The organism is Rathayibacter sp. AY1F9 (assembly GCF_002932155.1).
Classification (GTDB): Bacteria; Actinomycetota; Actinomycetes; order Actinomycetales; family Microbacteriaceae; genus Rathayibacter.
In genome coordinates, this window is record NZ_PSVA01000027.1 from 1 (window position 1) to 11840 (window position 11840).

The window sequence follows — 11840 nt, forward strand, 5'->3', positions numbered from 1 at the left end:
GGCGCACCAGCACGGCGGAGTCGTAGGGCAGGCGGCGGAAGACGTTGCGCTCCGCCTCCAGCCCGGTCACGTCGCGAGGAGCGCCCGCGGCCCACGCCGGTACCCGCGAGCCCCGCGCCGCCGGCCGCCTCCGACCCGCCGCGTCAGCCGTCCCAGCCGCCGGGGAGGTCGCGGACCACCCGCCAGCGCGGGTCGAGCTGCGTCGCCGCCCCTCCGTTCCACGCGCGGCTGTGGAACCACGGCGCGATCACCTCGGCGCCGCCGTGCACGTGGTCGCCGAGATGCGCGCCCCAGTACGAGAAGGTCGAGTTCGTCAGCACCAGGCGGCGGGACGCGGCCAGCAGGGCGAGCTGCTGCGGCACCGGCGTCCCCGCCCCCGGGAAGCGCACCTCGAGGCCCTCGAGGACGCGGGCCAGCTTCACCCGGCACCAGTCGAGGTCGTCCGACACGATCAGGACGCTGCGCACGGGCTCCCGCTCGCGGGCCAGGGCGAGCGCCGCGTCGACGTACTCGACCACGTCGAAGGAGTAGCGGCCGCGGAAGGCCGGGACGCTGTAGTAGTCGCCGCGCCGGATGTTCACGGTGAGGTCCGCCTCCGGTCGCGCCGCCGCCACCAGAGCGGTGAAGGGGCCGCCGGGCGGGAGCAGCATCGTCGCGACGAAGTCCGCCAGCTCGTCCGCCGTGAACTCCACGCCGAAATCCTGGTGGACGCTCCCGAGCTCGCGGGGGCTGAAGAACGACATCCCCGCCGGGGGCACCACGAGCTCCTCGACGACCCGCGGGAAGACCTCCGCCCACTCCGCGGTCCGCCGCGTCGCGCGCACCGCGGTCGGCACCCCGCGGCTCCGACGGGCGTGGGCCTGCAGCCAGAAGTAGGCGAGGTTCCCGACCCCGAACGACTCGCCGGGCAGCAGCACCGTCGTGCCCCGTCGGCGGAGGGGCGCCAGCAGCGTCGAGCGGACGTCGCCGAGCGTCACCACCGCGGGCCTCCCCCGCTCACGAGAGCTCTCCGAGCGCCACGAGCTGGGCGAAGCCGGGGTGCGCGGCCCGCACCTCCTCGAAGGTGCCGGCCCCCTCGATCCGGCCGCCGTCGAGGAAGAGCAGCCGGTCGGCGCCGCGCACGGTCGAGAGCCGGTGGGCGACCACGAGGACGGTCATGCTGCCGTGCAGCTCGGCGACGGCCCGCGAGATCTCGTGCTCCGTGCGGTTGTCGAGCGCCGAGGTCGCCTCGTCGAGGACGAGGACCGAGGGGCGCCGGTACAGCGCCCGGGCGAGGCCGAGCCGCTGGCGCTGGCCGCCGGAGAGGCGGACGCCGCGCTCGCCCGCGCGGGTGTCCAGACCCTGCGGCAGCCCGCCGACGAACTCCTCGAGCTGCGCCGTCCGCAGCACCTCGCGCACGCGCTCGTGGTCGACCTCGGCCGCCGGCACCCCGAAGGCGACGTTCGCGGCGACGGTCGCGTCCAGGAGGAACACGTCCTGCGGCACCACGCCGAGCCCCGCGTACCAGGCCGCCGGGTCCTCGTCGATCGGCCGCCCGCCGCAGAGGATCCGACCGCTCGTGGGCGGGAGCAGGCCGAGGACCAGGTCGAGGAGGGTGCTCTTGCCGGCGCCGCTGGATCCGACGAAGGCGGTCGTGGCGTTCCGCTGGATCACCAGGGAGACGTCCCGCACCACGTCCACGTCGGAGTCGGCGTAGCGGTACGTGACGTGCTCGAGCGCGATGTCGCCGGAGTAGCGGCCGCCCGGCCCGGGCGTCTCGTCGTGCGCCCCCTCGGAGGCGAGCTCCTCGGCCGCCTCGGAGACGATCCGCAGCCCCGCCTGCCCGCTGCGCACGATCGCGAACGTGGCCGAGACGCGGTTGAGCGTCGGCAGGGCGCGGAGGGAGGCGGCCGCGAAGACGCCCAGGACGGAGAGCGCCTCGGCGCCGGAGCCGGTGGCGACGAGGATCCCCGAGACGCCCACGACGGCGACGACGAAGCCGATCTCGAGCAGGTACTTCGGCAGCTCCGAGACGAGCGAGAGGGAGCGCAGAGCCTGGGCGCTGCGGCGCTTGGCCCCGCTGAAGCCGGCGACCAGGCTCGCCGCGCTCGACGTGAGGCGCGCCTCGCGGAACCCGTCGAGCGAGGGGAGCAGGAACTGCCACGACTCCAGCGCCGCCTCCGCCATCTCCTCGCCGATCCGGCCCTGCCGCCGCCGCAGGAGGGCCTGGACGCCGCCGAGCAGCACCGCGAAGAAGACGGCCGCGAACAGGGTCGCGACCGGCGAGGCGACCAGCAGGATCGCCACGATCGCGACGAGCACCAGCAGGTCGGAGGCGATGCCGATCACGCCGAGCAGCACGCCGGCCGCCTGCGCGCTGGCGTCGTTGATGGTCCGGTACACCTCGGCGAGGCGCCGGGAGCGGTGGACGGCGTAGGGCGCGAGGACGTACCGCCGGAGCAGCTCCGTCGCAGCGTCGGCCGAGATCCGCGTGGTGCGGCCGAGCAGCCACCACCGGAAGACGATCGTCCCGGCGCTCTTGAGCACGAAGACGACCGCGACGAAGCCGGCGATGATCGGGAGGAGGGTCTGGACGTCGGTCGAGCCGAGGACGCCGGAGAGGACGCCGAGCGCGCCCGTGGTGGTGTCGGTCCCGGTGAGCAGCGCCATGAGCGGCACCATCGCGGCGACGCCCAGGGTGTCGAGGACCGCGAGCGCGAGGGAGCCCGCGACGGCGGCGGTGATCCAGCCCGGAGAGGCGGCGCCGGCCAGCGAGAGGAGGGTGCGCAGCCCCGGTCGCAGGGACCCGCCGCTCACGCCGCCACCCCCTCGTACACGGCGGCGATCCCGCCGCACATGGCGGCGACGTCCCGCACGGCGCGAGGAGCCGCGGCCCTCGACGCCTGCCGCTCCAGCGCCGCGGCCACCGCCTCCGGGTCGTCGGCGTCGACCAGCGAGTCCCGCTCGACGATTTCGGGGTTCCCGCCCACCGCGGAGGCGACCACGCCGATCCCGCTGGCGGCCGCGTCGAGCAGCGTGTAGGAGCAGTTCTCCCAGACCGAGAGCTGGGCGACGACGTCCGCCGCGGCGAGCGCCGCCTCCGGATCAGCGAAGCCGGGGAACGACACGGCGTCGCCGAGGCCGAGCCGCTCGGCCCGGGCGCGCAGGGTGCCGTCGAGCGGACCCTCGCCGGCGACGGTCAGCGTGGCGCCGGGGACGCGCCGGCGCAGCACCGCGAAGGCCTCGAGCAGCGCGTCCAGGCGCTTCTCCGGCGCCAGGCGCGCGAGCGAGAGGACCCGGAGGGAGCCCGGCTCCCCCGGCTCGCGGTCGCGGGGCGCGGCGTCGACTCCGTTCAGCACGACCTGCACCGGCAGGCTCGGACGCCACTTCTCGATCATGGTGCGGCGGGTGGCCTCCGAGACGGCGATCGCGCCGTCGAACGACCGCAGCCGCGCGTGGTGCGCCGCCGCGGTCGTCCGCGCCCGCAGGGCGGTGCGGTGGTAGACGTCGGGCCCGGCGATGCCGTGCTCCGTCGTGACGCGGCGGACCCCGCGGGGCAGCGGGGTCGCCGCGGTCACGAGGTCGGCGTGGGCGAGGTGGGAGTGGACGACCGCCGGGCGGAGAGCCGCCGCGGTCGCGCGCAGGGTCGCCACGGAGGCGGCGGCACCGGCGGACACTCCGAAGCGCCCGGTCGTCACGGCCGAGCCCTGCTCCCGCAGCCGCTCGGCGAGCGCTCCCTCCGGGCAGAGCACGACGAGCCGGTGGCCGGGGATCCCGTTCCGGGCGGCGTCGAGGACGTGGCGGGCCACCCCGCCGAACTCGCCGACCGGCACCGCCCAGAGCGCGAGCGGGGTCACAGCCACTCCTCCAGCCGCTCGAGCGCGGTCCAGAAGCCCTCGCCGCTGTTGACGTGCCCCTGCCAGATCTCGGGGATGAACGACACCCCGGGCGCCAGCTCGTCGAGCGACGCCGCGAAGTCCGGCCAGTCGATCTCGCCCTCGCCGATCTGCACCCCCTCGCCATCGACACCCGTCGCGTCGACGAGGTGCAGGTGCGCGCTGAGCGGAGCGAGCAGCGCCACCGCCTCCGAGAAGGCGAGCCCGAGGTGGTTCGCCGCGAGCTTGGTGTGCGAGGCGTCGAGGCAGAGCGGCGTGCCGGTCGCGGCCGCGAACTCGGCGGTGTCGCGCGGGTCCACGAAGAGGTTGTGGAACTGCTGCCCGCCCATGAGCCACGGGTAGGGCGGGAGGGTCTGCGCCAGCACGCGGACGCCGCTCGCGTCGATCCGCTCGAGGGCGTCGGCGACGCGCTCGTAGAGGGGAGCGCGCTGATCCGGAGCCACGTGCGCGTGCCGGGTGAAGCCGCCCATCGTGACGACCATCATCGGGTCCTCCTCCTGGCGGAACCAGCGCGCGAGGCTCCGGGTGGTCTCGACGGTGCGCTGCACCTCCGCGATCGAGCGCTCCCACAAGTCGTCGTCGAAGGAGGCGAGGTCGACGAGGAAGTCGCCCGCGAACAGGTCCGGCAGGTGGGTGGTGAAGCCGGAGTCGAGGCGGCGGGTGAACACGTCGTCCGGCTCGATCTCGAGGTCGCGGTACGAGAAGTGGAACTCGAGGAAGTCGGCGTTCGACTCCGCGGCGAGCGCCGCGTGGTCGTGGTACCGCACAGGCAGGCCCCAGGGGCGGCGGAACCGGAACGGCCGGCCGGACGGCGTGCTCTCGCGCAGGTCGCCGGCGAAGAAGAACCCGCCCTCCTCGACGTCGCGGTGGAGGGCGCGGCCGAGCAGCTGCGGCAGCTCGTTGGGCTGGAGGCCCCGGCCGGGGCTGCGGACGACGACGTCGGCGGCGCGCACCACGTCCCCGATCGAGAGGTCGCGGGAGGCGACCAGCGACTTCGCGAGCGAGACGCGGTTCATCGACTCGCCCGTCGAGACCGATCGGGCGTCGCGCGTGCCGAGCGAGTCCTCGATGTCGCGGATCTCGCCGACCATGCGGCGGAACTCGTCCGGGAGCAGGGACACCGTGTGGTCGTTGCCCTCCATCCCCCGGTCGACCGTGAAGTGCTTCTCGACGATGCGGGCCCCGCGGGCGACGGCGGCGATGGGGACGTGCCAGCCCCGCTCGTGGCCGGAGTAGCCGACGACGCCGCCGCCGATCTCGGCGAGCCGGTCGAGGTAGGCGAGGTTGAGGTCGCGGTAGGGCGCCGGGTACGTCGACTGGGTGTGCAGCAGGGCGAAGGAGGTGCCGAGCGAGCGCAGCAGCGCGACCGACTCGAGGATCTCGGACTCGCGGGACATCCCGGTGCTGAGCAGCAGGGGCAGCCCCCGGGTGCCGGCGTCCTCGATCAGGCCGTGGTTGGTGAGGTCCGCCGAGGCGATCTTGAGGCCCGGGATCCCGTAGTCGACGAGGGCCTGCACGCTCGGGGCGTCCCACGGGGTGCAAAGGACGTCGATCCCGGCCTCGGCCGCGTGGTCGAAGACCCGGAGGAGCGGCTCGGCGGGCAGCGAGAAGCGGCGCAGGAGGTCGATCGTGTACTGGGCGCCGAGGTCCTCCCCCGCGGTGGCCCCGCCGGCGCGCCGGTAGAGGGAGTCGAGGTCGCGCAGCTGGAACTTCACCGCGTCGGCGCCCGCCTCGACCGCGAGGTCGACCAGCCGCCGCGCCAGATCGACCGAGCCGTTGTGGTTGTTGCCGATCTCCGCGATCAGGAAGGCCGGGTGGCCGTCGCCCACCTCGTGGCGGCCGATCCGCAGCGCCCGGTCGCCCTCGACCGCGATCGCGACGAGGTGCCCGCGATCGTCGACGAGCGGGAGGTGGCTGATCCCGTCGCGGCCGAGCCGGGCGGCGATCGCGGTGGCCGGCTCGTCCGCTCCCGCCGTGCGGACGGCGGTGTTCGCGACGGCGAGGGCCGGGACGTCGAGGGAGGCCGTCGGGTTCGCGATGATCCAGCGGCGGAAGTCGCCGTCGGACACCGACCCGCGGAGGATCCCGTGCCCGTCGACGCAGAAGACGATCCGCTGCTTGTTCGCGTTGATCTTGGCCAGCGCGGTGAGCACCGGGTCCTCGGCGAAGACGATGAACGGGGCGAGGTGGCGGTCGATGATCATGCGCCGCCTCCCGCCGCGAGGCCGAGGAGGGTCTGCTCGACCACCGCGAGGTCCGCCTCGGTGTCGATGTCCCCGCCCTCCGCCTCGTCCATGACGAACAGGCCGACCCGGCCGCCGATCCGGTTGCGCTCGCGCTCGTAGACCTCGGTGCGGGTGAGGTAGAGGGACCCCGTCTCCCGGTAGAAGAAGTCGGCCTCGGCGAGGTCCTGGCGCCGCGGCCGGGCCGTGACGTCGTACTGCGGCACGGAGGCGCCCTCCTGCAGCCGCCAGAGGAACGGCGTCTGCGGGACGACGCCCACCAGCGAGTCGACCCCCGTCGAGGCGAACTGCTCGAGCGCGCGGGCGAGGGTGCCCGGGAGCCGGATCGGCGAGGTCGCCTGGAGGAGCATCACCGCGTCCGGGCGGCGCCCCAGCGCGGCCCGGTGCTCGATCGCGTGGAGCACGACGGGCTCGGTCGCCGTCTCGTCGCGCGCCAGCTCGGCGGGCCGGAGGAACGGCACGTCCGCTCCCGCCCCCTCCGCGATCGCGGCCAGCTCGGGGTCGTCGGTCGACACGAGCACGTCGAGACCGGCGGCGAGCGCCTGCTCGATGCTCCAGACCACCAGCGGGCGGCCCGCGACGGGGCGGGCGTTCTTGCGCGGGACGCCCTTCGAGCCCCCGCGCACGGGGATGACGCAGAGAACGGTCACGGGGTGCCTCCTTCGGCGATGGCGAGTGCCCGGCGGGCGACGGCGACGGCCGGCTCGACGGACGGGACGGGCGGAGCCGCGGTCGGCGTCTCCCCGCCCCAGCGCGCGAGCCGGTACCGGCTCCAGAACTCGAGCACCCAGGCGGGCGGGTCATCGCAGACGACCCACGCGGGGATCCCGGCGGCCGCGGCCTCGAGGACCCCGGTCGAGAAGATCGAGGCGACCGGCCGGGCCTGCGCGGCGAGGTCGCCGCCGCGGAGCACCCGGATGCCGCGGCGCTCCCACCGCGCGTGCTGCCAGCGCGAGCGGCGGTCGACCTCGGCGGGGTGGGGGCGGTAGTCGGCGCCCGCCTCGCGGCAGAAGCGGGAGGCGGTGGCCGCGGCCGTCCGCCGGGGCAGCTCCGCGCCGTGCAGCTGGCCGAGGAACAGGGGCCGCTCCTCGAGCCGCTCGGGGCGCGGGCGGCGCGACGCGGTCCAGAGCAGCTGGCTGCCGACGACCTCGGTCTCCACGTCGCTGCGGCCGGAGGTCCAGAAGGCCGCGTCCTCCTCCGAGAACGCCAGCAGCGTCGCTCCGGGCGGGAGCGGAGGGGCGGAGGGGGTGAGCAGGCCGTGCTGCACGACCAGGAAGCGGGCGCCGAGGATTCCGGACCAGCGGTGGGCGGCCGCTCCCGCCGCGAGGAAGTGGCCGGTGGCTATCACGGCGCGGAGGCCCCGCAGCTCGGCGGGCGGGTCCGCCTCCGGGTCGACCGGGTGCGCCCTCCAGCGGCCCGGCAGCAGCCCGGACAGCGCGTCGCCGGCTCCGGAGGGAGCGAGGACCGCCGCAGGAGCCCCGCCGAGAGGAGCGAGCGAGGCCGCGGTCGAAGCGAGGGCGCTCGCCGTCGACGCCTCCACCGCGAGCAGGACCGCGGGCCGGTCGCCGCGCACGTGCAGCACCAGGCGGGTCGGCTCGGAGCGCCGGAGCGCCGCCCGGGCGGTGCGCAGCGGGTCGCGGCCGCGCTGCCAGCGGCGCCAGGCCTCCAGATCGGTCGGGTGCGTCAGCGCCACAGGGCCCTCACCTCCCGCATCCGGTGCACGAAGGTGTGCTCGGCGCCGGTGCGGCGCGCGCCCGCCTCGCGGATGCGCCGCGCCCACGAGGGGTCCGCGCCCGCCCGCCGCACGTGCTCGACGAGCTGGTCCCGCTCCTCGAAGACGAGCACCTCGCTGCCCACCTCGTAGAACTCCGCCACCTCGGGGCGGTCGATCAGGGTCAGCGCCCCGACGCCCGGGGCCTCGAAGGCGCGCATCGAGAGCCCGCCGTGGCCCGCGCCGTGCAGCGCCAGGGTCGCGGTCGAGCCGGCCATCACTCCGTAGTAGCCCGCCCGCGGGACGTCGCGGCGGGCGGGGACGCCGGCCGAGCGCCAGCGGCCGGTGCGCGCCACGTCCCAGGGATGGCGCGACCACTGCCGCCCGTACGCCTCGACCGCGACCCCGCCGGCCGCGAGCTCCCGCAGCACGCGCTCGCGCTCGGGGTAGCGGGCGCCGACGAAGGTCACCGCGGAGGAGGGGCGGGGGCGGAAGGAGAGGAGGGAGTCGAAGGCGTCGGGCAGGTGCCCGGCCGGAACCCCCGCGCGGACGAGCTCGGCGACGTCGGCGACGGAGTAACTGACGATCGACACCGCCTCCCCGGCGAGGGAGCGCAGACGGTCGACGGGGTGCCCCATGTTGCGGAGCTCGTCGTAGAGCCAGAGCACCACGGGGACGCCGGCGCGGCCGATCTCCTCCCACCAGGCGTCGCCGAGGGAGTCGCCCTTCACCACGAGGACGGCCCGGGGCCGGACGGCCCGCAGCGCCGCGATCGCGCGGTCGGTCTCGGCGCGCATCGACGAGCGCCGGAGCCGGCCCCCGGGGAGCCGGTGGCCGAGTGCGTCGCGCACGTGGCTCAGCCCGGTCGCGGCGTCGTAGCGGTGGACGACCACGTCGTCGCCCAGGTGGGCCAGCGCCGATTCGAGCGCCTCCCAGTAGCCGTGGAAGACCGGGCTCACCACGAGCACGGGCCCGCTCACCGGGACGCCGCCTCGGCGGCGGCGACGAGCCGGAGCTCGCGCCGGAGGACGGCCAGCGGGCGCACGTCGCTGCCGGCGGCGGCACGCACCGCGTTGGCGGCGAGGTTCACGGCGGAGGCGGCGCGCAGGGCCGCGGCGAGGGCGGCGGGGCGCCCGCCCCACTTGCGGGCGTAGCGCAGGCGCGAGGCGACCAGCCAGATCAGCCGGCGCGCGGGGTCGGAGGAGCCGCCTCCCGTGTGCTCGGCGACGACGGAGCCGGCGAAGACCGAGGGCACGCCGCGCTCGCGCAGCCGGCGCTGGAGGTCGACCTCCTCGCAGTTCATGTGGAAGGACTCGTCGAACCCGCCGACCGCGCGGAACTCGGCCACCGGCAGCAGCATCACGGCGCCCACCACCCAGTCCACCGGCACCGTCGCGCCCGGGGCGCACCGGGTGTCGTGGCCGACGGCGGCGTGCAGCCGCGGGCGCCAGCGCGCGAGCGGAGTGAGCCACTCCACGACGTAGTGGCGCAGCCGCGGGAAGCGCCGGCCGACCCACTGCCGCTCCCCGCCCGCGTCGACGAGGTCCGGAGCGACGACCGCGGGCAGCCACGGCCGTCCCGCCTCGAGCAGGTCGCGGAGGAAGGAGGGTCCGACGACGAGGTCGCTGTTGAGCACCAGGAGCAGCGGGTGGCGCGCCCGGGCGGCGCCCGTGTTCACCGCGGCGCCGAAGCCGCCGTTCCGCTCGCGCCGCACGACCTCCACTCCGTCGATCCCGGCCGGGAACGGGACCGGGGAGGCGTCGTCGACGACGACGATCTCGAGGGCGGGGGGCGACTCCTGGCTGCGGAGCCGCTCGACGAGGGCGAGCGCGGGCGCGGGGTCGCCGTAGTGCGGGATCACGACGCTCACCCCCTCGGCGGTCACCTCGCGACCGTCTCGGCGGCGCGGTCCCGGCGGAGCGAGCGGCGGGTGCTCCGGACGGTGGCGGCCGGGGGCTCCGCGCCGACGGGCAGAGCACCGAGAGCGGGGAGGATCACCCGGAGCAGGGCGTCGATGTCCTCGACGGCCGCCGCGGCGACGTCCGGTCCGCGCCCGAACGGGTCGGCGAAGTCGTCCTCGGCGCCGTAGGGGGCGGTGTCGTCGGCGAGCAGCCGCAGGAGCGGGACGCCGGGGGCGGCTCCCGCCAGCCGCGCCGCCCGGCGGACCGTGGTGGTGCGGCGCGCGGCGGCCGGGAAGTGGCGGGTGACCCACTCCCGCTGGCCCGCCTCGAACACCAGCACGGGATCGGTGCCGGCGAGCATCCGGCCGTCGGCCTGGCGCGCGCGGTGCCCGGCCGTGGAGAGTCCGCGGGCCCGCAGCGCATCGCTGAGCTCGGGGTCGAGCCCGCGGCCGGCCTCCGCGTGCGTTCCCGCGCTCTCGACCCGCCAGTCGGAGCCGGCGCCGAGCAGGCGCGCCGCGATCAGCTCGGCCGAGGGCGACCGGGCCACGTTCGCATGGCAGAGCAGGAGCAGGCGCCCGCTCATCGAGCCGCCCGGCGGGACGTCTGCGGAGGCAGGGCCCGCGACTCCACCGGGGCGAGCTCGGACCGGCGCGGTGCCGCCGCCGCGCGCTTGCGCCCCGTCGCCGGCTGCGGCTCGGCGTAGTACGCGTTCTTGCGGTCGTAGTAGTAGTACCCGGTGTCGCCGTCACGGGCGGTGACCATGTTGAGCACGGTGCCGAGCACGCGGGCGCGGACCTGCTGGACGATCCGCCGGGCGGCGACCACCTCGGGCCGGTGCGTCTGGTTCGAGGCGACGACGAAGACGACGCCGTCGACGACGGTCGCGACGATGGAGGCGTCGGTGACGGGCAGCACGGGCGGCGCGTCGATGATGACGAAGTAGTCCTTCGAGAGGCGCGCGACCAGGGCGCGCATCGCCTCGGAGCCGAGCATCTCGGACGGGTTCGGCGGGATGTGCCCGGCCGGGAGGGCGTAGAGGCCCGCGGTGCCGGTGGGGCGGATCGCGTCGTCCACAGGGATCTGGTGGCTGAGGACCTCGCTGAGGCCGATGGCGCCGTCGATGTCCAGCATCCGCGCCACGGAGGGCCGGCGGAGGTCCGCGTCGACCAGGAGGGTGCGCTGCCCGGACTCCGCGGTGACGCGGGCCAGTCCGGCGGCGATCGTGGACTTGCCCTCGGCCTGGTTGGCGCTGGTGATCACGACGCTGCGCGTCTCCTCGTCGACGCTGGAGAAGCGCAGGCCCGTCCGGAGCGAGCGGAACGCCTCCGCGGTGAGCGCGTCGGTGCCGCGGCGGCCGCCGGTCCGGCCCGGGCGTCCGGCCTTGGGGATGCGCCCGAGGACGCCGACGCCGAAGAGCTCGGTGAGGTCGTCGACGGTCCGCACGCGGATGTCGAGGGCCCGGCGGAGGAAGGCGAGACCGAAGCCGAGCACCAGGCCGCCCAGGGCGCCGAGCAGGATGTTCCGCACCCAGTCGGGGCTCGTCGGGGCGGCGGGCGGCTCCGCGTTCTCGAGCGGGACGACGGTGATCTGCGGTGTGCGGTCGGCGGTGGACTGCGTCTCGATGTCGGTGATGACGGCCGCCAGCGCCGCGAGCGCCCCGTTGGCCAGGGCTGCGGCGTTCTGCGCGGTCCCGGCCGCGGCGGTGACCTCGATCAGGGTGCTGCCCGGAGCGACCCTCGCGGTGAGGCGGCCGCTCAGGGCCTCTCCGCCGGGGTTCGCCTCCGGGTCGGCCTCGATCCGCTCGGAGACGGCGCTGCTCGAGATCAGCGGCAGGTAGGCGTTGGCCCGGGTCACTGCGGTCTGCGACCCGCTGATCGCATCGGCCGAGCTGCCGTCGCTCGCGGCGATCACGAATCCGGCCGAGCTCGACTCGTAGACCTTCGGAGTGAGGAACGAGAAGGCGGCCATCGCCAGGGCTCCGACGAGCACGGCGACCACGAGGGTCCGCCAGTTCCGCCGGATGAATGCGATGAGATCGACGACAGTCACTGCGCACCTTTCTGCGTGCCGCGCATGCGCCGCACGACGATGCTGAGGTGTCGGTCACGCT

Annotated in this window: 10 protein-coding genes; all 10 read right to left on the reverse strand. The window is 75.8% G+C overall.

All coding sequences use genetic code 11. The annotated features are described in order from the left end of the window. Window positions 1–143: 143 nt before the first annotated feature. Genes C5C37_RS17645 through C5C37_RS14675 form a run of 10 tightly spaced genes read right to left on the reverse strand, consistent with a single transcriptional unit; the run spans window position 144 to window position 11779 of the window. On the reverse strand, window positions 144–980 hold the full coding sequence (locus C5C37_RS17645; protein WP_104327966.1) for an alpha-1,2-fucosyltransferase: 837 nt from the start codon (window positions 978–980) through the stop codon (window positions 144–146). A 16-nt stretch (window positions 981–996) separates the two neighbouring features. Then, window positions 997–2796, reverse strand: a complete 1800-nt coding sequence (locus tag C5C37_RS14635; protein WP_104339164.1) for an ABC transporter ATP-binding protein — start codon at window positions 2794–2796, stop codon at window positions 997–999. After that, the gene (locus C5C37_RS14640; RefSeq protein ID WP_104339165.1) at window positions 2793–3836 is read right to left on the reverse strand and encodes a glycosyltransferase family 4 protein; all 1044 of its coding nucleotides are present in this window, start codon (window positions 3834–3836) and stop codon (window positions 2793–2795) included. The genes C5C37_RS14635 and C5C37_RS14640 overlap by 4 nt, the downstream gene beginning before the upstream one ends. Then, on the reverse strand, window positions 3833–6079 hold the full coding sequence (locus C5C37_RS14645; protein ID WP_104339166.1) for an N-acetylneuraminate synthase family protein: 2247 nt from the start codon (window positions 6077–6079) through the stop codon (window positions 3833–3835). The genes C5C37_RS14640 and C5C37_RS14645 overlap by 4 nt, the downstream gene beginning before the upstream one ends. Continuing rightward, the gene (locus tag C5C37_RS14650) at window positions 6076–6768 is read right to left on the reverse strand and encodes a cytidylyltransferase domain-containing protein (RefSeq protein ID WP_104269529.1); all 693 of its coding nucleotides are present in this window, start codon (window positions 6766–6768) and stop codon (window positions 6076–6078) included. Before C5C37_RS14650 ends, C5C37_RS14645 begins: the two co-directional genes overlap by 4 nt. Continuing rightward, window positions 6765–7811: a hypothetical protein gene (locus C5C37_RS14655; RefSeq protein ID WP_104339167.1), complete on the reverse strand. Its 1047-nt coding sequence runs from the start codon at window positions 7809–7811 to the stop codon at window positions 6765–6767. The genes C5C37_RS14650 and C5C37_RS14655 overlap by 4 nt, the downstream gene beginning before the upstream one ends. Continuing rightward, entirely contained in the window at window positions 7802–8809 is a 1008-nt protein-coding gene (locus C5C37_RS14660) for a glycosyltransferase (RefSeq protein WP_104339168.1), read from the reverse strand. Before C5C37_RS14660 ends, C5C37_RS14655 begins: the two co-directional genes overlap by 10 nt. Further along, entirely contained in the window at window positions 8806–9714 is a 909-nt protein-coding gene (locus tag C5C37_RS14665; protein ID WP_104297711.1) for a glycosyltransferase family 2 protein, read from the reverse strand. Before C5C37_RS14665 ends, C5C37_RS14660 begins: the two co-directional genes overlap by 4 nt. After that, window positions 9711–10313, reverse strand: a complete 603-nt coding sequence (locus C5C37_RS14670) for a hypothetical protein (RefSeq protein WP_104227202.1) — start codon at window positions 10311–10313, stop codon at window positions 9711–9713. Before C5C37_RS14670 ends, C5C37_RS14665 begins: the two co-directional genes overlap by 4 nt. Beyond that, window positions 10310–11779, reverse strand: a complete 1470-nt coding sequence (locus tag C5C37_RS14675) for a polysaccharide biosynthesis tyrosine autokinase (RefSeq protein WP_104339169.1) — start codon at window positions 11777–11779, stop codon at window positions 10310–10312. The genes C5C37_RS14670 and C5C37_RS14675 overlap by 4 nt, the downstream gene beginning before the upstream one ends. Between the last annotated feature and the right edge of the window lie 61 nt (window positions 11780–11840).